The 22560-nt window shown below is 40.7% G+C and carries 21 protein-coding genes; 9 read left to right on the top strand and 12 right to left on the bottom strand.

Features of this window, described 5'->3' with window-relative positions:
- Nucleotides 1–9: 9 nt before the first annotated feature.
- A complete protein-coding gene (gene era, locus G5B43_RS13515; RefSeq protein WP_165295337.1) occupies nucleotides 10–888 on the top strand; it encodes a GTPase Era in 879 nt (292 codons plus the stop codon).
- A gap of 183 nt (nucleotides 889–1071) precedes the next feature.
- Here the strand turns inward: era and uvrC are convergent, their stop codons facing one another.
- From uvrC to ispF, 3 genes are all read right to left on the bottom strand, one after another.
- Complete coding sequence (gene uvrC / locus G5B43_RS13510) at nucleotides 1072–2871, bottom strand: excinuclease ABC subunit UvrC (protein WP_165295336.1); 1800 nt, start codon at nucleotides 2869–2871, stop codon at nucleotides 1072–1074.
- Between the two features lie 82 nt (nucleotides 2872–2953).
- Nucleotides 2954–5203: a penicillin-binding protein 1A gene (locus G5B43_RS13505; protein WP_165295335.1), complete on the bottom strand. Its 2250-nt coding sequence runs from the start codon at nucleotides 5201–5203 to the stop codon at nucleotides 2954–2956.
- A 77-nt stretch (nucleotides 5204–5280) separates the two neighbouring features.
- On the bottom strand, nucleotides 5281–5760 hold the full coding sequence (ispF, locus tag G5B43_RS13500; protein WP_165295334.1) for a 2-C-methyl-D-erythritol 2,4-cyclodiphosphate synthase: 480 nt from the start codon (nucleotides 5758–5760) through the stop codon (nucleotides 5281–5283).
- Between the two features lie 118 nt (nucleotides 5761–5878).
- Between ispF and G5B43_RS13495 the strand changes: the two genes are divergently transcribed.
- Together G5B43_RS13495 and G5B43_RS13490 are read left to right on the top strand one after the other, a co-directional pair.
- Nucleotides 5879–6448, top strand: a complete 570-nt coding sequence (locus tag G5B43_RS13495) for an RNA polymerase sigma factor (protein ID WP_165295333.1) — start codon at nucleotides 5879–5881, stop codon at nucleotides 6446–6448.
- A gap of 15 nt (nucleotides 6449–6463) precedes the next feature.
- Nucleotides 6464–7564 (top strand): serine protease, encoded by a 1101-nt coding sequence (locus tag G5B43_RS13490; RefSeq protein ID WP_165295332.1) that lies wholly within the window; start codon nucleotides 6464–6466, stop codon nucleotides 7562–7564.
- 36 nt (nucleotides 7565–7600) lie between these two features.
- Here G5B43_RS13490 and G5B43_RS13485 read toward each other — a convergent pair whose 3' ends face one another.
- The 4 genes from G5B43_RS13485 to proB all read right to left on the bottom strand — a co-directional run bounded on the left by G5B43_RS13485 (nucleotide 7601) and on the right by proB (nucleotide 11063).
- On the bottom strand, nucleotides 7601–8236 hold the full coding sequence (locus G5B43_RS13485) for a peroxiredoxin (protein ID WP_165295331.1): 636 nt from the start codon (nucleotides 8234–8236) through the stop codon (nucleotides 7601–7603).
- A gap of 87 nt (nucleotides 8237–8323) precedes the next feature.
- Nucleotides 8324–8728: a hypothetical protein gene (locus G5B43_RS13480; RefSeq protein WP_165295330.1), complete on the bottom strand. Its 405-nt coding sequence runs from the start codon at nucleotides 8726–8728 to the stop codon at nucleotides 8324–8326.
- Nucleotides 8728–9981: a glutamate-5-semialdehyde dehydrogenase gene (locus tag G5B43_RS13475; RefSeq protein ID WP_240904868.1), complete on the bottom strand. Its 1254-nt coding sequence runs from the start codon at nucleotides 9979–9981 to the stop codon at nucleotides 8728–8730. Before G5B43_RS13475 ends, G5B43_RS13480 begins: the two co-directional genes overlap by 1 nt.
- A gap of 47 nt (nucleotides 9982–10028) precedes the next feature.
- Complete coding sequence (gene proB / locus G5B43_RS13470; RefSeq protein WP_165295329.1) at nucleotides 10029–11063, bottom strand: glutamate 5-kinase; 1035 nt, start codon at nucleotides 11061–11063, stop codon at nucleotides 10029–10031.
- A 137-nt stretch (nucleotides 11064–11200) separates the two neighbouring features.
- Between proB and G5B43_RS13465 the strand changes: the two genes are divergently transcribed.
- Nucleotides 11201–11629, top strand: a complete 429-nt coding sequence (locus tag G5B43_RS13465) for a hypothetical protein (RefSeq protein WP_165295328.1) — start codon at nucleotides 11201–11203, stop codon at nucleotides 11627–11629.
- Nucleotides 11630–11640: 11 nt separating this feature from the next.
- On the opposite strand, the gene uvrB is transcribed toward G5B43_RS13465, so the two are convergent.
- Entirely contained in the window at nucleotides 11641–13683 is a 2043-nt protein-coding gene (uvrB, locus tag G5B43_RS13460) for an excinuclease ABC subunit UvrB (RefSeq protein ID WP_165295327.1), read from the bottom strand.
- Between the two features lie 81 nt (nucleotides 13684–13764).
- On the opposite strand from uvrB, the gene upp reads away from it, so the two are divergent.
- The 3 genes from upp to G5B43_RS13445 all read left to right on the top strand — a co-directional run bounded on the left by upp (nucleotide 13765) and on the right by G5B43_RS13445 (nucleotide 15567).
- Nucleotides 13765–14409, top strand: coding sequence for a uracil phosphoribosyltransferase (gene upp, locus G5B43_RS13455; RefSeq protein WP_165295326.1), 645 nt, complete (start codon nucleotides 13765–13767; stop codon nucleotides 14407–14409).
- Between the two features lie 82 nt (nucleotides 14410–14491).
- Nucleotides 14492–14965 (top strand): ribonuclease H-like YkuK family protein, encoded by a 474-nt coding sequence (locus tag G5B43_RS13450; RefSeq protein ID WP_165295325.1) that lies wholly within the window; start codon nucleotides 14492–14494, stop codon nucleotides 14963–14965.
- Between the two features lie 65 nt (nucleotides 14966–15030).
- The gene (locus G5B43_RS13445; RefSeq protein WP_165295324.1) at nucleotides 15031–15567 is read left to right on the top strand and encodes an AAA family ATPase; all 537 of its coding nucleotides are present in this window, start codon (nucleotides 15031–15033) and stop codon (nucleotides 15565–15567) included.
- Nucleotides 15568–15580: 13 nt separating this feature from the next.
- On the opposite strand, the gene G5B43_RS13440 is transcribed toward G5B43_RS13445, so the two are convergent.
- Both G5B43_RS13440 and ahcY read right to left on the bottom strand, forming a co-directional pair.
- Nucleotides 15581–16051 (bottom strand): hypothetical protein, encoded by a 471-nt coding sequence (locus G5B43_RS13440; RefSeq protein WP_165295323.1) that lies wholly within the window; start codon nucleotides 16049–16051, stop codon nucleotides 15581–15583.
- A 59-nt stretch (nucleotides 16052–16110) separates the two neighbouring features.
- On the bottom strand, nucleotides 16111–17427 hold the full coding sequence (gene ahcY, locus G5B43_RS13435) for an adenosylhomocysteinase (RefSeq protein WP_165295322.1): 1317 nt from the start codon (nucleotides 17425–17427) through the stop codon (nucleotides 16111–16113).
- A 201-nt stretch (nucleotides 17428–17628) separates the two neighbouring features.
- On the opposite strand from ahcY, the gene G5B43_RS13430 reads away from it, so the two are divergent.
- Both G5B43_RS13430 and G5B43_RS13425 read left to right on the top strand, forming a co-directional pair.
- Complete coding sequence (locus tag G5B43_RS13430; protein WP_165295321.1) at nucleotides 17629–18039, top strand: BrxA/BrxB family bacilliredoxin; 411 nt, start codon at nucleotides 17629–17631, stop codon at nucleotides 18037–18039.
- A gap of 95 nt (nucleotides 18040–18134) precedes the next feature.
- Nucleotides 18135–19784, top strand: a complete 1650-nt coding sequence (locus G5B43_RS13425; RefSeq protein ID WP_165295320.1) for an amidohydrolase — start codon at nucleotides 18135–18137, stop codon at nucleotides 19782–19784.
- A 9-nt stretch (nucleotides 19785–19793) separates the two neighbouring features.
- Here the strand turns inward: G5B43_RS13425 and lipA are convergent, their stop codons facing one another.
- Together lipA and G5B43_RS13415 are read right to left on the bottom strand one after the other, a co-directional pair.
- Entirely contained in the window at nucleotides 19794–20675 is an 882-nt protein-coding gene (gene lipA / locus G5B43_RS13420) for a lipoyl synthase (RefSeq protein WP_165295319.1), read from the bottom strand.
- Nucleotides 20676–20828: 153 nt separating this feature from the next.
- On the bottom strand, nucleotides 20829–22556 hold the full coding sequence (locus G5B43_RS13415; protein WP_165295318.1) for a RagB/SusD family nutrient uptake outer membrane protein: 1728 nt from the start codon (nucleotides 22554–22556) through the stop codon (nucleotides 20829–20831).
- Nucleotides 22557–22560: the final 4 nt, after the last annotated feature.

Genomic DNA, 22560 nt, shown 5'->3' with positions numbered 1-22560 from the left:
AAAACATTCATGTCGCATAAAGCAGGATTCGTCAGTATCATCGGAAAACCAAACGCAGGAAAATCTACCTTAATGAACGCATTGGTAGGTGAAAAAATGTCTATCATTACTCCGAAAGCACAAACTACCCGACATCGGATCATGGGGATTGTGAACGACGATGATCACCAGATCATATTCTCGGACACACCCGGCGTCATAAAGCCAAATTATTCCCTGCAGGAATCCATGATGAATTTTGTACAAGGCTCGCTTATTGACGCGGATGTCATTTTGTTTGTGACAGATATTCACGAAAAATTCGATGAGAGTGATGTCATCGAAAGATTGCAGAAAACAAGTTCTCCGGTAGCTGTACTCATTAACAAGATTGATAAATCATCGGAAGAAGAAGTGAGGAGTAAAATTGCATTCTGGCAAGAAAAACTAAATCCTGATGCTGTTTTTGCTATCTCTGCACTGCTAAATCACGGCGTTGCAGGTATTATGGAATATATTAAAGAGAAACTTCCTATTCACCCACCTTACTACGAAAAAGACGAATTAACGGACAAAAGCATGCGCTTCTTTGTGTCGGAGATGATTCGGGAAAAAATATTTAAGCTGTATGACAAAGAGATCCCATATAGCACGGAAGTAATTGTTACGTCTTATAAAGAAGAAGCAAACATTACCCGGATAGCGGCAGAAATTATTGTAGAGCGTGATTCCCAAAAAAACATTTTGATCGGAAAAGCCGGAGCAATGATAAAAAAAGTAGGTACATATGCTCGACAGGACATCGAAGAGTTTATTGATGGAAAAGTATTTTTGGAGCTTTTTGTCAAGGTAATCCCCGATTGGCGGCGCAAGAAGAATTACCTTAAAAAGTTTGGGTATGATGATTAATTTTTATGTTCTTTTTTCCCGTAAAAAGAACCAAAACCGGAACGAAGTGGAGCTCACCGAAGGTAAACCTCGTCCTTCGGATATTTGAAATGATTTATCCTGCAAAGAGCAAATTTCTACAAACTTCAAATATCCGGATGGACAATTAAAGATAAGGGAGGGATAGTACATTTATCCCAAAGATTATGGCATAAAATATTCGCGGAGCGCTATAACCTGTTTCCGGGTAAGTACTTTACTGAGTTCTTCGTCGGAGGCTTCTTTTACTTTTTTAGCAGATTTAAAGGTTTTCAATAGCTTTTCTACAGAGGTTTTTCCTATCCCGGGGATATTCTCTAGTTCAGAGACAAAAGTTTTTCGACTGCGTTGATTGCGGTGAAAAGTAATTCCGAACCGATGTGCCTCGTCGCGTAGGTGCTGTATAATTCTTAAGGTTTCCGATTTCTTGTCCAGATACAACGGATATTGATCACCAGGGTAATATAATTCTTCTAGACGCTTGGCAATACCAATAACCGTTACTTTCTTTTCTATCCCTAATAATTTTAGACTTTTCATGGCTGCTCCTAGCTGTCCTTTACCACCATCAATGATGATTAATTGAGGAAGCTCTTGGTCTTCATCCAGTAATCTTCTATAACGTCGAAACACGGCTTCTTCCATTGTAGCGAAATCGTTTGGACCTATAACGGTCTTCACGTTAAAGTGCCGATAATCCTTTTTAGACGGCTTGGCATCTTTAAAAACGACAATGGCTGACACAGGATAATTTCCTTGGATATTCGAGTTATCAAAACATTCAATATGTCGCGGAAGGACATTCAATCGTAAATCTTTTTGCATCTGCTTGAGAATACGTTCTGTTTTCACTTCTGGATTTAACTTCTCGTACTGCAGCATACGCTCCTTTTTAAAATAAGCAACATTCTTACGAGATAATTCCAATAGATTTTTCTTTTCCCCCGCTTTCGGAACTGTGAATTTTATCATATTGCTCTCTTCAATATGAATATCAAAGGGAACAATAATTTCTCTAGACGTACTTTTGAACCTTTCTCTAAATTCGGGAATTGCCAGAGCGAGTAACTCCTCTTCTGACTCATCTAAACGCTTTTTCATTTCCAACGTTTGGGTCTGAATAACAACCCCATGCACTACTTTTAAATAGTTTACAAAAGCATAGTTATCTTCTGAAGCAATGTTAAATACATCCACATTCGTAATCGACGAACTGACCACGGTAGATTTACTTTGATAATTAGAAAGCTTTTCCAACTTCGCCTTCAATTTATGTGCAGCTTCAAAATCTAATGTTGTTACCGCATCGTTCATTTGGCTTTTCAGACGATTAGTAACCACAGCAATCTTGCCGTTCAAGATGTCTTTAATATCGGCGAGATTTTGGTTATAATCTTCCTCCGACTGATAACCTTCGCATGGTCCTTTACAATTGCCAATCTGGTACTCCAGACAAATTTTGTATTTGCCTTTTGTGATATTTTCGGGAGACAGGTTCAGATTACAGGTACGCAAAGGGAACAGTTCCCGAATCATATCTAAAATGATATGCATCATACCTACAGACGCGTACGGTCCATAATAGCGTGACCCATCCCGAATATATTTCCGCGTCCAAAAAACACGTGGAAAATGCTCATTCTTGATAACAATCCAAGGATATGTTTTGTCGTCTTTAAGCATGACATTGTAACGCGGCTTGTGCTTCTTGATAAGGTTATTTTCCAGAAGCCAGGCATCGATTTCCGTATCTACGATGGTGAATGCTATACGGTTTATTTTTCGGACAAGTACACGTGTCTTGCTATTGAGTTGCTGTTCGTTTACGAAATAAGACCCTACCCGATTACGCAAATTCTTCGCTTTACCAACATAGATGAGTTCATTATTTTTATCAAAATATTGATAAACGCCCGGTTTATGGGGTATTTTCTTTAACTCCTCTTTATAATCGAATACACTCATATCATAAAAATGCCGAACGACAAATTTCGGTAAAAATTTGCTGTCCGGCGTTTATAAATTCTATTTAAATTAAGCTAGAATATTAGAATCCCAGCCTATCATCGTTTAAAGAGCCTTCACTAGACGGTACACCTAAAAATTCCTTATACTGACTACAATCTATTTCACGCGTTAATCCGCCTGGAGGAAGCGGAAAATCTTCCTGTGTATAATGCAGGTTTTTATCACCGTATACTTTCTTCATATACAAGCCAAATATCGGAAGCGCAGCTTGTGCTCCCTGGCCCGACGCCATGCTATGGAAACGAATACCGCGGTCTTCCGCACCCGTCCATACACCGGTTACTAAATCCGGCGTAACACCGATAAACCAAGCATCAGAATTATCATTTGTAGTACCCGTCTTTCCACCCATTGGATTCTTAAATCCACCAAATTCCGCCGCCCATCTCAGACGAGAACCTGTACCACCATCCACAACACCTTTCAGCATATCAACCATTATATAGGCAGATTCGCTGTTTAACGCTTTAACTACCGTTGGTGTCTTCTCATATATAGGCGTACCATTTTTATCTTCGACACGTAAAATCATGGTTGGCTCAATCCACGTACCGTGATTGACAAATGCTGAATAAGCACCTACCATATCATATACAGAAGCCTCATATGCGCCCAATGCAATAGAAGGATAATTCGGCACATTAGATGTAATACCCATGCGTTTTGTCAATGAGGCAACCGTCGCTGGAGTTATTTCGTTAATGACATAGGCTGAAGCGAAGTTCTGCGAATATTTCAACGCATTTTTCAACGAGATTGGATCTCCCCCTTGAACTGTTCCACGAGGCGTCCAGTTGCCGTAGGTACGCGAATGGTTGGGTACCGGAAAACAGGGTGAGTAGCCGTTATCGATCGCAGCAGCATATGTAAATGGCTTCGCGGTTGATCCCACTTGCCTTTGCGCCAACTTAACGTGATCGAATTTAAAATGCTCAAAGCTGGTACCTCCAACCCAAGCCTTGATATGGCCTGTCTTCGGCTCCATAGACATGACGGCGTTTCGGAGAAAAAGCTTGTTATAACGAATAGAATCCATTGGTGTCATAACCGTATCTACATTTCCTTTATAAGTAAATAGGGTCATCGGCACTTTCTTATTAAATTCTTGTTTAATTTCCTCTTCCGACATACCTGCTTCTTTCAACACACGATAACGGTCAGAGCGTCGCATGCCAGACACCAATAACTTCGCATTTTCTCCCTTAAATGGATCGGAATTCCGGTACTGTCTATCGAAATCCCGCTGTAGTTTTTCCATCCATTCCCTTTGCGCCTCTTCAGCATATTGTTGCATAGCGTAGTTGATTGGGGTATATACCTTCAATCCATCACGATCCAAATCATAAGGCGTACCATCGGCTTTGGTAATCGACAGTCGCTTAAATTCTTTTTTTAATTCCTCTTTTAGCACGGCACGGAAATAAGGGGCCATACCCTCTCCATAATTAGATATACGCAGCTTCAACTTCAATGGCTGTTCTTTGGCCTTCTGTCCTTCTTCCTTCGTCAGAAAATTCTGGTCGATCATATTATTCAACACCGTATTCCGACGTCGCATCGAATTCTCGGGAAATCTTACAGGCGAGTAAATATAGGTGCCCTTCAACATGCCCACCAACACGGCTGCCTGTTCCGCTGTCAGTTGATCGGGAGTAGTATCAAAATAGGTTCTAGCAGCAGACTTGATACCAAACGTATTGTAAGCTCCAAAATCAACCGTATTAAAATACATCGTGATGATTTCTTCTTTGGTATAACTTCTTTCTAACCGGACAGCGGTAATCCACTCCTGAAACTTTTGCATAATACGCTTAATTGTATTACGTTCCCTACGCTCGGAGAAGAGATTTAAAGCTAATTGCTGAGTGATTGTACTCCCTCCTTGTTTTTTATTTAACAATGTCGTATAAATAGCGGAAGTAACGGTCCGTGAATAATCAATACCAGAATGTTCATAAAAACGTTTATCTTCCGTAGAAATCAGCGCGTGTACCAAATAGGGAGATAATTCACTGTATTTTACATTTGAACGATTGTGTTTGTAATATCTACCTAAGACCTTGAGATCGTCAGTCAATATCTCCGAAGCCAAATTACTCTTCGGGTTTTCCAGTTCCTCAAAAGACGGTAATTTACCGAACGCGCCTAAACGTACACTTATGAGGAAAAGCGCCCCAAGAATAACAATGCTACATAAGATTGTCCAAAAATTTCGGGTATATCGTTTAATATCTATGTCTGTCAACTTCTGCTTTGATTCTCTCTTCATTGCATCTATGATACCATTTTAGTACAAAGTTAACATTCTCGTTCTAATAAGTTTTAAAAAAGTTTAGAACGGCCAATCTAATATTTCTCAATAAGACATACGGCATAGGCGACAACACCTTCCTCACGGCCAATAAAACCCATGGTCTCGTTGGTGGTCGCCTTGATGGATATATCATCTGTATCAATCCCCGCTGCTTTTGCGATGTTCTCTTTCATGGCAGGGATGTATGGTTTAATTTTTGGAGCTTCCAAGCACAACATACCATCGATGTTGCCCAATGTATATCCCTTTTCTTCTATGAGCCTTACACATTCTTTAAGCAAAACTAGACTACTGATTCCTTTCCATCTGGGATCGGTATTGGGAAAATGAAACCCGATGTCTTCTAGGTTTGCTGCTCCCAGGATAGCGTCACAAATTGCATGTACTAAGACGTCTGCATCCGAATGCCCGAACGCACCTGCGTGGTGCTCTAACTGCACTCCACCGATAACGAATGGATGTCCTTCTTTTATTTGATGTACATCAAAACCAAAACCTACCTTTATCTTCATAACAACGCGAACATACAAAAATTTATTTGCTACTTTTGGTTTGTCATCTACTTGATGAAAAATTTCAAAATTTATACGGGGGTAATAGGTTACTATTTGATTAAAAAGGTATTAATAAGTGAGTAAGGAAAAAAGCGATATACAGATTGATTCCGAAATCATTGACGGCATCAGAGAAGGAAATAACCTTGCTATCCAGCAGTTATATCAGATACATTTCCCACCTATTGCCAATATGGTTATCAACAATCGTGGTAGCAGAGAAGAAGCGCAGGATATTTTCCAAGAAACAGTGATGGTTCTGTATAATAAAATCAGTGATGGCGATTTTGTTTTGAGTAGCAGATTACAAACGTTCTTATATGCTATTTCAAAACGATTATGGCTTAAACATCTTACACGCGGCGAGGCAAAATATCACAAAGATTCAATAGATGATTACGGAGAATCGCTAGCTGCTGAAGAAATCATCGAAGATCACGAGGTTAAGGAAGCTAATCTTGTTCAAATGGAAGATGCATTAGACGGATTAGGAGAACCTTGTAGAACGATCTTATATGATTTCTACATACAAGGGCGATCGATGACAGCTATTTGTGAGAAGTTTGGTTACACGAACGCCGATAACGCGAAGACGCAAAAATATAAATGTCTTCAGCGTTTAAAAAAGATTTTTTTCAAAAAGTAAGTTATAATAATAGGCATGAAAAGCTTAAATCAACAGGAGTTTATAGAATGGGCAGATGCATATCTTCGGGAAGAGCTTTCCCAGGAAGATCGATTGCGGTTTGAGACATATTGTGCGGAACACCCCGTAGAGGCAGAACTTTTTGCACAACACAGAGCTTTTTTGACCTCCATGAAAAGAGCGGAGTCACGTTCGAATTTCAAACGAAACTTAAAACATGTTGCGCAAAACTATCACGAAACTCATAACCCGAAACCAGCGACTAAAGTCATCAGCTTATGGGATAGATTAAAACTCAATGCTGCCGTGGCAGCCGCCATTGCCATTGTATCCGTATTTTCGACTTTATGGTTGACGGGTTATTACAAAAACTTAAAAAAAACCACATCAGATTACAGTGCATTACGCAGAGACATGAATACGGTGAAACGCAATGTCAACGCACAGAATGCGGCTATCCGAAATATCAACAACACTAAAGAGAAGGCTCAAGAAACGATGCATTATGGCGCTACAGGATTCATGATTACTAAAAACGGTTATGTTGTTACAAACTATCATGTTATCACCGGAGCCGACTCTGTACATTTACAGAATCATAAAGGAGAATCGTTCAAGACAGACATTATTTTTACAAATCCTGAAAAGGATTTGGCGATCCTGCATATCAACGACTCCACTTTTAAATCTATAAAGAGTATCCCGTACACCTTTAAAAAACAAGACTCCGATTTGGGGGAAGATGTATACACTATTGGCTTCCCAAGAGATGAAGCTGTCTATGGACAAGGCTATCTAAGCTCTTCTACCGGATATGCTGGTGACACGCTTGCTTATCAAATATCAATTCCCGTGAATCCAGGCAACAGTGGGGGCCCACTATTGGATAAAGAAGGCAATATAATAGGAATTATTAGTGGAAAACAAAAGGGGATAGATGGAGCAGCTTTTGCGATCAAGACGAAAGCGTTGACGGAAACATTGAACAGTATCCCTGCCGACTCCCTTAAAGGGAAAAATGTCGTTCTGAACAACAAAAATTTATTGTACAACTTATCACGGACAGACCAGATTAAAAAATTACAGGATTACATTTATATCGTGAAGGTTTATTAAAAAGGAAGGGGCAAATTTTATTTCACCCCTTTCTTTTTATTTATTCGGTTGTGGCGTAACGCGCAAGTAAGGTTTTACTTCTGTATAGCCTTTTGGAAATTTAGCTGGAATATCCTCTGTTTTTATTGCAGGAACGACGATGACGTCTTCGCCGTCTTTCCAGTCAGCAGGTGTTGCTACAGCATATTCCTCCGTCAACTGGAGCGAATCAATTACACGTAAAATCTCAAAGAAATTACGTCCAGTAGAAGCCGGATAAGTTAATGTCAATTTGATTTTCTTGTCCGGGCCAATAACAAACACCGAACGTACAGTCGCTGTAGCGGAGGCATTGGGATGAATCATATCATACAGTTCAGCCACCTGACGGTCTTTATCCGCAATAATAGGAAAATCTACTTCACAATTCTGTGTCTCGTTGATATCTTTAATCCAGCCAAGATGGTCTTCTACTGAGTCAACACTTAATGCCAAGACTTTCGTGTTTCTTTTTTCAAACTCCGATTTCAATTGGGCAGTACGCCCAAGCTCTGTCGTACATACGGGTGTGTAATCGGAAGGGTGTGAATACAAAACAGCCCAGCCGTCACCAATATACTCGTAAAAATCAATTTTTCCTATGGATGTCTCCGCTTGGAAGTTTGGAGCAACATCACCTAATCGTAAACTCATATTTTAAAATTTTTAAGGTTTTTAATAAACATTTTTATTCTCTACAAATTTAGTAGATTATTTGAGTTTTCAAAACGATCCCGCATCTCATTTCTGTAATCTTTCATCAATAAGTGTCAGATTCCCGTAATCTTCAAAGGAGAAACTCCCCAATTTCCGCGACACATGTTCTAATAAAAATTTCGATTTGTATAATAGTTGCTGCTGTGTTTCATCCGCAGAAGATAATAACGCATCGCGCAAAAAGAGTAACGCTAACGGGCGAATTTGCTCCGTCTCCAACTCTTGTTCTACATACGTCAAAAGGTCGTCCTGAGAAAGCCCTATTAGCCAGTTTCGTTCCTTTCCAAAAAAGTTGCGGTAACCTTCTTCCATAACCGCAGGTTCAGCCGGTTCATCAAAAGCTTCGTATTTATCAACGAGCAGCCGTAAAAATTTGCCCATCTCATTAATCCAGTTCAGGATCGTATCTTTCTCGTATCTAATGCCCATTACCTAATTTGCCCATCACCCGTAATATACCATTTCTCCGTTACTAATTTCTCTAAAGCGAAAGGTCCTCTCGCGTGGAGTTTCTGTGTGGAGATACCTATTTCAGCGCCGAGTCCAAAAGCGCTACCATCGGTGAATCGCGTAGATGCATTGGTGTAAACCGCAGCCGCGTCTACCGTTTCCATATATGTATTAATGCGTTCGGGATCCGCTGAAACAATACACTCTGAATGTTTGGAAGAATGCTCAGCGATATGTGTTAAGGCCTCATCAAAATTATCTACCACCTTGATCGAACATTGCAATGATAGAAACTCTCGTCCAAAGTCCTCTTCTTTAGCTAATTCCAACAATGGATAGCCGAGTTCCTGTAAAATGGAAAACGCCGTTTCATCCGCATAGATTTTTACACTACTTTCTTCAAAATAGGGAGCAATTTTATCTAGAAGATCTTTCGCTACTTCCTTATCTATCAAAACAGTATCCAACGCATTACATACCGACGGCCGCTGTATTTTAGCATTCGCAATGATTTTCGCTGCTTTTTCCAAGTCGCCCGTCCGCTCTACATACGTGTGGCATACGCCAGCTCCTGTTTCAATCACCGGAACTTTCGCCTGCTCGCGAACTAAATCGATGAGTGCTTGTGACCCTCTTGGTATAATAATGTCTACATATTGGGTAGCAGAAAGCAACTCACTTACAAACGCCCTATCCGTTGGCAACAATTGCACAATATGTAAATTCAAATGATGCTTTCGTAATTCTTCTTGTATAATTTCCACCAATACGCTATTTGTATACCAAGCATCTGACCCTCCTCGCAACACACAGACATTCCCAGAACGTATGCACAATGCTGCTACGTCTACCGTTACATTTGGTCTGGATTCGTAAATTACGCCAACTACGCCCAATGGAACAGTTTTCTTCTCCACTAACAAACCATTCTCTAGTTCCTTGCGAGAAATCAATGCCCCTGTTGGATCAGGTAGATTCGCAACGTCGATCAAACTAGCTGATAATGCCAAAATCCGATCTTTATCCAACAATAATCTATCATATCGAGGGTCTTCTCTTTCCATGCGCTCCAAGTCTTTCTTATTCTCCCGAATAATATCGTCTATCCGTTGTTCCAGCGAGCTGGCAATATCTCTCAACAATTGTTGTTTTTCATTATCGGTCAAACGTTTAACCGCGATGGTGGCTTCGTGAGCAGCCTTTAACTCTTCCTGAATACTCTCCTTCATCATCTAAAAATCCCTTTCCGTTTTATTATATGTTACAAATAAGTGAAAAATCACAACAACACAATATCATCGGCATGTGCTATCGCTACATTCTTTTTCTTGTGAATTGATTCCACGTCTATGACATCAATTTTTGATTTCGCCACGGCAAACACCTCTCCTTTTTCATTCGCTATCTGGAAAACCTCACCTGCCTCCAGGGCTTGATTGATGGCCATTACACCCACAGCCAACAGGCTTTTGCGATTCTGAATGGCGTTCGCAGCTCCTTCATCAACACGCACCAATGCTTTAATAAGACTACCGGTCGCAAGCCACTTGTTCCTCGAAGATACCTTTTTTTTCTGGGGTAAACAAACGGTTCCTGTCTCTCCCTTTACAGCTTTTAAGATACCATCCGCCGTTTGCATGCTGAATATAACAGTCTGTATACCCATTTGATTTGCCAATCTAGCAAAATTGAGTTTGGAGGTCATCCCCCCTAAACCGACAGCTGATTTTTCCTTTTTCACAAATGAAAACACATCTTTATCAATCATCGATATTTGTGAAATCACTTTTCCTTTAGTATCCAAAACCCCCGGAACAGACGTGCTGAACAAAAGCTGTTCTGCACCAAACCCGACCGCTATCAATGTTGCCAGCTCGTCGTTATCCGAGAACTTGAGTTCCTTATTACTCACCACGTCGTTTTCGTTGGCAATGGGAATAATATTATTTTTCCATAGTTCTTGATACGTATCCTTTAGTTGAAGAAACTGTGTTCTATTCGCAAAATGCTGTCTTTCACATAGACTTTGCGCCAAAGCAATATTAAAAGGTTTAAAGTAGGTGCTATATGTACGGACAAGTAATGGATTTCCAATAGCCGCTGCAGCCTTCCGCGCCGACAAGCTTCCATCATAATTCTTTAAATATTTTTTTCCAGCCGCGACAGCACCTGACGATACCAGAACGATATTGTATTTCGATTGCAACTGAGCCGTTTGCCGTGCAATTTCCAACACAATACGTTCATCTACATCTCCCTCTTTCGTTGTAATGGCTGCCGAACCAAATTTTATGACCAATACAGGTTTCTTCATTTATTTAACAATTTGACAAAATCTAAACAACTTGTTTAAAGAAATGTAAATGTAATAAGGATTTTTGTCGGAACAAATTATTTAAACTACACTTTGGTATGGTTTATGGGCACTCTTTTTTAAAAAGAGAAAATATAATGAAATACATCGCATTTATATTAGTTTCGTTTATGCTTTTTTCTTGTCAGGGCTCCATTCAGAAAGACACACCTAATGACAGTTCTTCTTCTCTCCCGCCTATCGGTGGAACAAAAGATAAACACGGTTGTCTCATTGCTGCAGGCTATACGTGGTCAAAAGTCAAGGAAGAATGTATCCGTCCGTGGGAAGGTACCATCACCATGAACGTTACGGACACATCAACCAATTTTGAAACCGCTGCTTTCGTTTTGATGGATTCCATTAAGCAAAGGGCCGAGCTTTTCATAAAGGAAGAAGATGAGAGTATATTATTGGACAGCATCACACCCCATTTGTACGCGAATAAGCAGTACAAGTTGATAGAAGAAAACCACTGCTGGTCGTTGATCCATCAAGAGGAGGTTCTCTATGAAGAGAAGAAATAAAGTAAAAAACTTTACTTTATTTCTTCTCCAAATCGTTCCTTATAAAGCTTCTCCATCGCAAACATTTCGTCACGCAGCTTGGCAGCTTCCAAAAAGTCCATCTCTTTTGCTGCTTTTTCCATTTTTTTGCGTACATTATCGATAGCCTTTTTCATTTCTTTATCCCCTAAATATTCCATCACCGGATCGGCCGATATAAGTGTTGTAGCATCCGGTTCTACATAAGCTTTTGCTTCACCCGGCTTGAAATCTGCTACTGAAGTCTGCTCTAAAATTTCTTCACGCGTTTTACCCACTGTACGCGGTACAATTCCATGCTTCTCATTATAAGCGATCTGTTTTTCTCTCCGCCGGTTCGTTTCGTCGATAGTCACCCGCATACTCTCTGTCATTTGATCGGCATACATAATCACACGTCCTTTATCGTTACGCGCCGCCCGACCGATGGTCTGAATCAATGAGCGTTCGGAACGTAGAAATCCTTCTTTATCTGCATCTAAGATAGCAACCAACGTTACTTCCGGCAAATCCAGTCCTTCGCGCAAGAGGTTCACGCCGACCAATACATCAAACTCACCCAAACGCAAGCCGCGCAGAATTTCCACACGTTCCAACGTTTTTATTTCGGAGTGGATATAACGCACTTTAATATGCAATCGGCTCATATATTTAGTCAGCTCTTCCGCCATGCGCTTAGTCAATGTGGTTGCTAACACACGTCCTCCATCTTTGATTGTTTTGTCCACTTCTTCCAAGAAATCATCAACTTGATTAATAGCCGGATGCACCTCAATGACCGGATCCAACAAACCCGTAGGACGAATAACCTGTTCTACGACTACACCCTCCGTTTGTTGCAATTCATAATCACCAGGAGTTGCAGACACATAAATCGTTTGGTTCGTCAACGATTCAAACTCCGGGAAGTTAAGCGGTCTATTATCTAATGCTGCAGGTAATCGAAATCCATGTTCGACCAGGGAGATCTTACGTGAACGGTCGCCACCATACATGGCACGTAGCTGGGGTAAGGTAACATGGCTTTCATCTATCACCAAAAGATAATCATCTGGAAAGTAATCCAACAAACAGAACGGCCGCATACCTGCTTGTCGTCCGTCAAAAAAACGGGAATAGTTTTCAATTCCCGAACAATAGCCTAACTCCCGCATCATCTCCAAGTCGTAGTTTACACGTTCCTCTAGACGTTTAGCTTCCAACAATTTACCATCGCCTTCCAATTGTGACTTACGCTGTTCGAGTTCCTCTTGTATAGCCCAAATAGATTGTGTAAACTTCTCTTTAGGGGTCACGAAGAGATTGGCGGGAAACAAAGCGATATCCTCCATTCTGGAAATCGTTTGTCCCGAAACGGGATCAATTTCGCTAAGCTCATCGATTTCGTCACCAAAAAACGAAATCCGAAAAGCATTATCCAAATAAGCCGGATACACATCCACGATATCTCCTTTTACCCGAAATGTTCCCCGTTTAAAATCACTTGTTGTCCGGGCATAGAGTATTTCCACCAACCGATGCAGAAATGCATTTCTACTGATTGTCACACCTACTGAAAAGCGAAAAATGGAACGCGAAAAATCATCTGGATTTCCCATACCATAGATACAGGATACGGAAGATACAACAATCACATCTCGGCGGCCCGACATGAGTGCTGAGGTTGTTGCCAGCCGTAATTTTTCAATTTCATCGTTGATGGCGAGATCTTTTTCAATATAGGTATTCGAAGACGCTATAAACGCTTCGGGTTGATAGTAGTCGTAGTAAGACACAAAATAGTTGACAGAGTTTTCCGGAAAAAACTGCTTAAATTCCCCGTAAAGTTGTGCGGCCAATGTCTTATTATGACTTAAAATAAGTGTCGGACGTTGTGTTTCCTGTATAACGTTCGCAACCGTGAATGTCTTTCCCGAACCTGTTACACCTAATAATGTCTGGTACTGATCTCCCAGCTGGACCCCTGTTACTAATTCTTTGATAGCCTGCGGTTGATCTCCCGTAGGCTTATATTCTGATGTTAATTTGAATTTCATTAAAAATCTTCCGTCTATAGAAATATAAAGTTAGGAAAAAGGCACTTAATTTGCTAAATTGCTGATATCAAATATAACGTTATGGTAACAATCCTAACCAAAGAAAATAGTATCGCTAACCACTATTTAGTGGAATTGCGAGATATCAATATACAGCAGGACCGTATGCGCTTTCGGCAAAACCTAGAGCGTCTGGGAGAGATTATTGCCTATGAGATAAGTAAAACATTGGATTATGAACCGGTGGCAGTCCAGACACCTTTAGGACAAGCCTCTCATCAAGTCTTGCAAGAACAACCTGTATTAGCAACCATCATACGAGCCGGTCTGCCTTTCCACCAAGGCATGTTAAACGTGTTTGATCGCGCTGATAGTGCTTTTTTCGCAGCATACAGACATACCAAAAAAAGTGGAGAAATGGAAGTATATAAAAAATACGTCAATACACCTAATCTCGACGACAGAATTCTCATCATGGCAGACCCCATGCTTGCGACTGGGCAAAGCTTGGTACTTTGCTGTAAAGACCTACTGGCAGAATACAACATTAAAGAACTTCATATTGCAGTCGTCATCGCTTCCGAGGAGGGACTTCAACACGTGCGCGCATTTCTTCCCGAAGCACACCTTTGGGTAGGCGACGTAGACAATGAAATGACGTCCAAGTCTTACATTGTTCCTGGGTTAGGCGACGCGGGAGACCTGGCTTATGGAAATAAAGAATAGTAGATTAATAACAAAAACATAAAACGCAATTAACAAACAATGAACAACATAACACTAAATTTATTCATAAATCTCATAAACTATGGTTTGGCAAAAATACAATGGCGAAAAAATCCACACGCCCATCAACGATGCTGTTGAAGAAATCATCAAAAGGGAAACTTACCTCGGTAACAAGCTAAAAGTATATATAGGCACCGATTCCCAAGTAAAGCGAGGAATAGTCGAATTTGCTACCGTCATCGTTTTTCTACGCGAACACAGAGGTGGTTTTATGTTCATCAACCGCGACAAAATCATCCGCCGGCTAAGCATTAAAGAACGTATGCTTATCGAAGTCCAAAAATCCATCGATATCGCCTACCAATTATGCCCACTTCTTGACCAATACCATATCGACCTTGAAGTGCACGCAGACATTAATACCAATCCTAATTTCGAATCCAATATCGCATTAAAAGAAGCGATGGGATATATTATGGGGATGGGATTTCAATTCCGCGCTAAGCCCGAGTCATTCGCTAGTACAAATTGTGCCAATAAAATGGTACAATAATCGATTTTACAATCGATTGGTGCTCTTTCGGCAGGTTTTAGTATAATTGTAAAAACGATTATACTTTGGTTGATATTGCACTGAAAAAAATCGCTGTCGTAGGACCGGAATCCACTGGAAAATCGACCATGGCACAGCATCTCGCACAGATCCTTGGAACAATATGTGTACCGGAATATGCCCGCTATTATTGCAAGAATCTCAATAGACAATACACGTTACAGGATGAAGTGAATATGTTCTATGGACAGGTTGCTCTGGAAGATGCATTGATCCACCTAGCAAAAAATAATGTACTTGTTTGCGATACCACCATGCTAACCGTAAAAATCTGGTGCGACCATCTTTTTGGGGACACACCCAAAGAAGTAACCGACGAAATCAAATCCAGGAAGTACGATTTTTATTTACTTATGGATATTGACCTTCCGTGGGAAGATGATCCGTTACGGGATTTTCCTCAACAACGAGAACATTTTATGCATGTCTGGAAAAAAGAATTGGAAGCATTGGATGCTTCGTATAAAATTATTTCGGGAATAGATGACGAAAGGTTAAAAAACGGCTTGGATGCCGTTAATTTATTTCTGGAAAATAACTAACGTAAGGATTCACCTAACGAAATACCGCATCATTTATTTTAAGATACTTTTTCAGTCCGATGAAGTCATAAATTCGCTTCCTTTTCAGCATGCCTTGTAATGCTTCGCCATCCAATACTAACTGCTTTTCATCAGCAGTAATTTTACATTCCTTAAAATAATCGGGGAATCCATTTATTCTCGAAACGACATTTACAGTATAATCAGCTGGAATAACTACTCGAATCTTATCGCTATCAATCAGTTGATAAGGCAAGGTATCTCTCCTTCTGTCATGGAGCGAAGTAAATCTGTATTCATTATCTAAATCAGCGGAAGGTATATAAGTCAAGCGCAAATTTGAAGTATCCGCGATATCTTTAAAGGTAACATCCAATACAATAGGTTCATCCAATTGATTGACGAGTATAATCGGATACAAAAAAGAACAAGATACTAAGCACATCAGCATCATTATAGGAAGCATAATTTTCCAAATTCTCATACCTTAAAGATAAAAAAACCTGCCGGATGTTCGACAGGTTTTTTATTCCGCTCACTTTCTTAATAACGATATGCTTCGGGTTTATAAGGTCCCTCCACGGTTACACCGATATAATCGGCTTGTTCTTCTGTTAGCGTATCCAGCTCCACTCCGATATGTGCTAAGTGTAAACGTGCTACTTTTTCATCTAAATGCTTCGGAAGCGTATATACCTTTTTCTCGTATTGACCGTTATTCGTCCACAATTCAATCTGGGCTAAAGTCTGGTTTGTGAATGAATTAGACATCACAAACGACGGATGACCGGTTGCGCATCCCAAATTCACCAAACGACCTTCTGCAAGCAAGATAATGTCTTTTCCATCTACCGTATACTTGTCCACTTGCGGTTTTATCTCCACTTTTGTATCGCCGTAATTGTTATTTAACCAAGCGACATCAATTTCATTGTCAAAGTGTCCGATATTACACACAACTGTCTTGTCTTTCATTGCTTTAAAGTGTTCCGCACGGATAATATCTTTATTACCAGTCGTCGTCACGACAATATTGGCTTCTTTAACAGCATCCGCCATTTTCTTCACTTCATAGCCTTCCATTGCAGCTTGCAATGCACAGATCGGATCAATTTCCGTCACAATAACACGCACACCTGCCGAACGCAATGATTCCGCTGATCCTTTCCCAACATCACCATAGCCTGCTACGACCGCAACTTTTCCCGCCAACATCAGGTCAGTTGCACGACGAATAGCATCTACCAGCGATTCACGACAGCCGTATTTGTTATCAAACTTAGATTTTGTCACCGAATCGTTTACATTAATTGCCGGTAAGTGCAATGTACCTTTTTTATATCGCTCATAAAGGCGGTGAACACCCGTAGTTGTTTCTTCGGATAGCCCTTTGATTTCATCGATTAGCTCTGGAAATTTGTCGAATACCATATTCGTCAAATCTCCACCATCGTCTAAGATCATGTTTAATGGTTTACGCTCTTCTCCGAAAAATAACGTTTGCTCGATACACCAATTAAACTCTTCTTCCGTTAATCCTTTCCATGCATATACGGGAATGCCTGCAGCAGCAATAGCAGCGGCAGCATGATCTTGCGTAGAAAAGATATTACACGACGACCAGCTCACTTCCGCACCTAATTCCACTAGCGTCTCTATCAATACAGCTGTTTGTATCGTCATGTGCAAACAACCCGCAATTCGAGCACCTTTTAATGGTTTAGAAGTTCCGTATTCTTCGCGTAGGCTCATCAAACCTGGCATCTCGGCTTCCGCTAATTCTATCTCTTTTCTACCCCACTCCGCCAAAGAAATATCTTTTACTTTGTAAGGAACGTACGTTGTTTCAACTGTTGACATATAATTCTATTTTTTAAGGAAATACAAAAATAGCTGATACCCAAGTCAAATCAAAAACATCGGCATGTTATTATCTCAAATCTGACATTATCTTGAGGATAATTTCTTGATTGGAGAGAGATAATGCATTATCTTTGTTTTAACCGATCCACCGGTTGGTGGAGAGTTTATTTGTTAAATAATTTTTACTTAAAGAGAGAAATGTATCCAGAATATTTAGTAGCTCCTATGCGCCAAGAGTTGGTCGACGCAGGATTTGAAGAATTAAAAACAGTAGAAGAAGTAGACACCGCGATTCCTTCTGAAGGAACTGTATTTGTAGTTGTCAATTCAGTTTGTGGATGTGCCGCAGCAAATGCACGTCCTGCTGCACGTTTTGCTGTAGAAAATGGTAAAAAGCCTAATAAATTGGTAACTGTTTTTGCCGGTATGGAAAAAGACGCCGTGGATAAAGCACGGGAGTACATGCTTCCGTATCCTCCTTCTTCACCAGCGATGGCCTTGTTCAAAGATGGTAAGTTGGTACACATAATCGAAAGACACATGATTGAAGGACGACCTGCACAAATGATTGCAGACAACCTTATTGCGGCTTTCGACGAATACTGCTAGTCATTACATTTTGATTTTTGAATGAAAGGCTCTCTGTGTTTTATCGGAGAGCTTTTTTTGTAATGTACAATAAAATGAAGCCACAACCTGTCTCAATGAAAACACTTTACTCCATCTTATTGCTTATTGCTATAGCTTCTTTTACGGTCCAGTGCACGACTAATAAAGAAGTTGATCTTATCGTTTACAACGCAAAGGTTTACACAGTAGACTCCGTATTTTCCCAAAAAGAAGCATTTGCAATAAAAGATGGCATATTTGTGGATATGGGTACTTCGGAAGAAATTCAAAATAAATATTTGGCCAAAGAAGTTATTGATGCGGAAGGTAAAGCGATATATCCTGGTTTTTATGATGCCCATGCTCATTTTTTAATGTTAGCAGATATGTTGGAGCAGGTTAATCTCAACGGTACAAAATCTTACGAAGAGGTAATACAAAAACTTATCGCCTATCAACGAGAAAATCCAGATAAACGGTGGATTATCGGAAGCGGATGGGATCAGAATCTCTGGGAGGACAAAAATTTTCCTACAAAAGATAGTCTAGATAAATATTTTCCCGAAACGCCCATTTTCCTTTCCCGTGTCGATTATCATACTGCTTTGGTGAATAGCCAAGCTTTACATATTGCACAGCTGGATACTACCCGTCCTGTATCAGGAGGTCTGATGGCTGTCGACAGCTTGGGAAACTTCACGGGTATATTAATCGATAACGCCATGGAATTGATTTCCCGTCACATCCCCGTACCCGAGGAGCATCAGTTATTATCAGGATTGCACAAAGCACAAGATTCCTTATTTTCGGTGGGATTAACGTCAGTCGTAGAAGCAGGACTTTCTCTGGAAGAATTGGAGCACCTTAAGAAATTCTATCAGCTGGATTCCTTGAAAATAAGAAATTATGCGATGATCGGTGGAAGCACTCGCGATATTGAGCGCTATATCCGGGAGGGTATTTATGAATCCGAGCGTTTAACTATCCGCTCCGTAAAGCTTATGGCTGATGGTGCATTAGGCTCACGTGGCGCATGCTTACTTGAGCCGTATAGTGACGACCCGCTCTCACAGGGATTTCTTTTGCAAAACCCAAAAGAATTAGATGATATTATCAGAAGGATTGCCAGAACGCCTTTCCAGATCAGTACGCACGCTATCGGAGATTCTACCAATAGATTAGTATTAGATACTTACGGTAAATATGTAAAAGACGGAAAAAAAAGGCGATGGAGAATTGAGCACGCCCAAGTAGTGTCGCCTTCTGATTTTTCAAAATTTGCTCAATTTCATATTATCCCATCTGTCCAACCTACACATGCGACTTCCGATATGTATTGGGCTGAAAATCGCTTGGGTACTGACCGGATCAAAGGTGCTTATGCTTATAATACATTATTAAAACAATATGGAAAACTGGTGTTGGGTAGTGATTTCCCTGTAGAGCATTTCAATCCGCTATACGGCTTTCATGCGGCGGTGGCCCGTGTCGATAAAAATGGATTTCCAGTAGGCGGCTTCCAAATGGAAAATGCTATAACAAGAGAACAGGCCCTACGAGGGATGACCATATGGGCGGCCTTCTCCTGTTTTCAAGAAAAGAAACGCGGTAGTATTGAACGAGGAAAAGACGCAGATTTCGTTATATTGGACGAAGATATCATGATTATTCCCGACAACCAGCTACGGGAGGTAAAAACGTTGCGAACCGTAATCGCCGGAGAAACCGTATTTTTAAGAGACTAAACTTTAAATCTACTGCATATCAAACAAATGTTTTTCAGCGTGGTACGATGAACGCACTAGTGGTCCAGACTCTACATATCTAAAACCCATATCCAAGCCTATCTGTTTATATTTTTCAAACTGAGCGGGTGTAATCCATTCTACCACTGGATGGTGTGCTTTTGTCGGTTGCAGATATTGTCCCACTGTAAGAATGTGCACACCTACGTTGTATAAATCTTGCATCGCTTCAACAACATCCTCTTCTGTTTCTCCAAAACCTAACATAATGCCTGACTTCGTGCGCAGACCTGCTTCAGAAATACGGCGCAAGCATTCCAATGAGCGGTCATATTTTGCCTGGATACGTACTTCACGCGTCAACCTCCGTACGGTTTCCAAATTATGGGAAACGACTTCAGGCCGTACAGCTAACACCCTGTCAAGATTATCCCATTGTCCCTTAAAATCAGGAATCAACGTCTCCAATGTAGTTTCGGGACTTTCCCTCCGAATAGCATTAACTGTTTCTGCCCATATTGTAGAACCTCCGTCTTTTAAATCGTCACGATCCACTGATGTAATCACACAATGCTTTACCTGCATCAGCTTAACTGATGTTGCTACGCGATTCGGTTCGTCCGTATCTACAGCCAGCGGACGACCTGTTGCCACTGCACAAAACGAACAAGAGCGTGTACAAATGTTACCCAATATCATAAAGGTAGCGGTACCCGCTCCCCAACATTCTCCCATATTCGGGCAATTTCCACTCTCACATATGGTGTGCAATTTGTGCTCATCCACTAAGCCCCGTACATGACGGTATTCTTTACCCACAGGTAACTTCACACGCAGCCAATCTGGTTTGCGTTGTGTTTCGGTCGCTGAAATTACAGGTAGTTCAATCATGTCACAAAGTTACATATTATTCTCCTAAAAAAGCGGTGAGCGGATTGTCAGTCTTTTCCCATGTTTTATTATAAAAATGTTAAATACAAACAGGCTTTACGATTTTGTAAAGCCTGTTTATATATTACATCATGATATTACGATTCAAAACTATTAATTGGAGGTTGGGTTTTGTGTTAATTTACCTGGATAAGCATTTATAGCATCCTCCGGAATATAATAAACAACACGGTAATCTGTTGGGGTTACTTCTAGCGTCTGATTATGTGCCCCTGGATAATGACGCGTTAAGGTTCCACCATTACGGTATACATCGTAACTACGCTCAGCCTGGAAAGCCAATTCCAACTGACGCTCTTTATCAATTAAGGTACCAGCATTGGAAGCAGTTAGGGAACCGTATGCGCCGTCCACGATGGAACGCGTACGTATCTCATTTAAATCAGCTAGAGCAGCACCATAGTTCCCTAGCTTTGCATAAGCTTCTGCTCGGTTCAAATAAACCTCTCCTAATCTGCTGATTACAGGCGAATGCAAATGTGATTCTTCTCCTTCGCGAGAAGCTTTCGTAATAAAAAACTGTGGTAATCCGTTGTTTACCGTGATAAAGTTATCTAATACACCTGTGTAGGTGTTGCCATCTTTATGTTGAATCCTATAAGTCTCCTGTTCAGCATTCACAGGAGTTAAGGTATATGTATCGTATTTGTCATCTCCTATATTCTCTCTGCATGTGATTGTACTTCCATTTCTAACCACTTCAGCCTGTATATAATGTAAGGTACTCCCTTTTTTAATGAAGCGAAAAACCTCCTTATATTCCCCCGTATTGGCATTTTTCGAATAAGTCGGTTCAATGAAGGCGGCACGAGCGTCTACTATATTATACTTTTCCTCGCGCCAGTCATTTCGTCCGGTTTCATTCAGCAGGTCGATATACTTCGCACTGGCATACATCTCCCCCCAGCCCTGACCACCGATATTGGCATACATACCGCCGACACCATAGAAATGATCATCGCCAGAAAATTCTGATGCTATCCGTTTTACGGCAAAAATAGTTTCGGGATTATTCTCCGGTGTATAGGTATTGTATTGCATAAACCGCTCCCTTGGCAACAACGAATAATCTCCTGAATTAATTACTTTGTCCGCATAATCTACGGCCAACTGTGCATATTGCGTATTAGGCGCTTCATAGGTGCCGCTCATATATAAATACACACGGGATAACAAGGCGTAAACAGCTCCTTTGGAGGCATAAACCGGTCCATTATCGATCGTCAACAATGCTGCTGCTTTCTCCAAGTCAGCGATAATATGCTTGTACGTTTCCACGACACTCACACGGTCATCTAATTCCAAACCAGGAATATCTTCAGGTGTACCATTCACAATAGGCATCCCCAAATTTGTTTCGGGGTTGTCGTAATATGGGCGTCCATAGGCTCTGACAAAATAGAAATACATCAATCCCCGTATATAATAGCATTCACCCAAACGGTTATCAATTTCTTCACTTTGTCCTTCAGCAAACATATCAATCACATTGGACGTTTGCGCAATAGCCTTATAGCCCGCATTCCAAAACTGATTCAGACGGCCATTATTTGGTGTACGATTGTAGCTTATAAATTCAAAAAATGCATCGGTTGACGTACCGCGGATAGCTATGTTATCTCCCGCATATTCACCAGCACGATGCATAGGATCAGACCAAGCTTTCAATTGTGCGTATGATCCATTAATCATCGATTCCATATACGTATCCGGGTCATTCATAATGTCATCGGCATCCATCGACCCGTAGGGTGCGCGATCAATATCACAAGACGCAAAGCCAGCAGTCACCAATAAGGCTATAAATATCTTTTTCTTCATGTTA

Source organism: Sphingobacterium sp. SGR-19 (assembly GCF_011043555.1).
Taxonomy (GTDB): Bacteria; Bacteroidota; Bacteroidia; order Sphingobacteriales; family Sphingobacteriaceae; genus Sphingobacterium.
Note: the sequence above shows the minus strand (reverse complement) of the source record. Positions and strands in the feature narration are given on the sequence as shown.

Coding starts and splice junctions, on each gene's coding strand:
- uvrC (WP_165295336.1), bottom strand. CDS start 2,871: ATGAGTGTATTCGATTATAAAGAGGAGTTAAAGAAAATACCCCATAAA.
- G5B43_RS13440 (WP_165295323.1), bottom strand. CDS start 16,051: ATGAGAATTTGGAAAATTATGCTTCCTATAATGATGCTGATGTGCTTA.
- uvrB (WP_165295327.1), bottom strand. CDS start 13,683: ATGAAATTCAAATTAACATCAGAATATAAGCCTACGGGAGATCAACCG.
- G5B43_RS13485 (WP_165295331.1), bottom strand. CDS start 8,236: ATGAGTTTACGATTAGGTGATGTTGCTCCAAACTTCCAAGCGGAGACA.
- ispF (WP_165295334.1), bottom strand. CDS start 5,760: ATGAAGATAAAGGTAGGTTTTGGTTTTGATGTACATCAAATAAAAGAA.
- G5B43_RS13415 (WP_165295318.1), bottom strand. CDS start 22,556: ATGAAGAAAAAGATATTTATAGCCTTATTGGTGACTGCTGGCTTTGCG.
- era (WP_165295337.1), top strand. CDS start 10: ATGTCGCATAAAGCAGGATTCGTCAGTATCATCGGAAAACCAAACGCA.
- lipA (WP_165295319.1), bottom strand. CDS start 20,675: ATGATTGAACTACCTGTAATTTCAGCGACCGAAACACAACGCAAACCA.
- G5B43_RS13490 (WP_165295332.1), top strand. CDS start 6,464: ATGAAAAGCTTAAATCAACAGGAGTTTATAGAATGGGCAGATGCATAT.
- G5B43_RS13480 (WP_165295330.1), bottom strand. CDS start 8,728: ATGGGCATTAGATACGAGAAAGATACGATCCTGAACTGGATTAATGAG.
- upp (WP_165295326.1), top strand. CDS start 13,765: ATGGTAACAATCCTAACCAAAGAAAATAGTATCGCTAACCACTATTTA.
- G5B43_RS13430 (WP_165295321.1), top strand. CDS start 17,629: ATGTATCCAGAATATTTAGTAGCTCCTATGCGCCAAGAGTTGGTCGAC.
- G5B43_RS13425 (WP_165295320.1), top strand. CDS start 18,135: ATGAAAACACTTTACTCCATCTTATTGCTTATTGCTATAGCTTCTTTT.
- G5B43_RS13465 (WP_165295328.1), top strand. CDS start 11,201: ATGAAATACATCGCATTTATATTAGTTTCGTTTATGCTTTTTTCTTGT.
- G5B43_RS13450 (WP_165295325.1), top strand. CDS start 14,492: ATGGTTTGGCAAAAATACAATGGCGAAAAAATCCACACGCCCATCAAC.
- ahcY (WP_165295322.1), bottom strand. CDS start 17,427: ATGTCAACAGTTGAAACAACGTACGTTCCTTACAAAGTAAAAGATATT.
- proB (WP_165295329.1), bottom strand. CDS start 11,063: ATGAAGAAACCTGTATTGGTCATAAAATTTGGTTCGGCAGCCATTACA.
- G5B43_RS13505 (WP_165295335.1), bottom strand. CDS start 5,203: ATGAAGAGAGAATCAAAGCAGAAGTTGACAGACATAGATATTAAACGA.
- G5B43_RS13475 (WP_240904868.1), bottom strand. CDS start 9,981: ATGATGAAGGAGAGTATTCAGGAAGAGTTAAAGGCTGCTCACGAAGCC.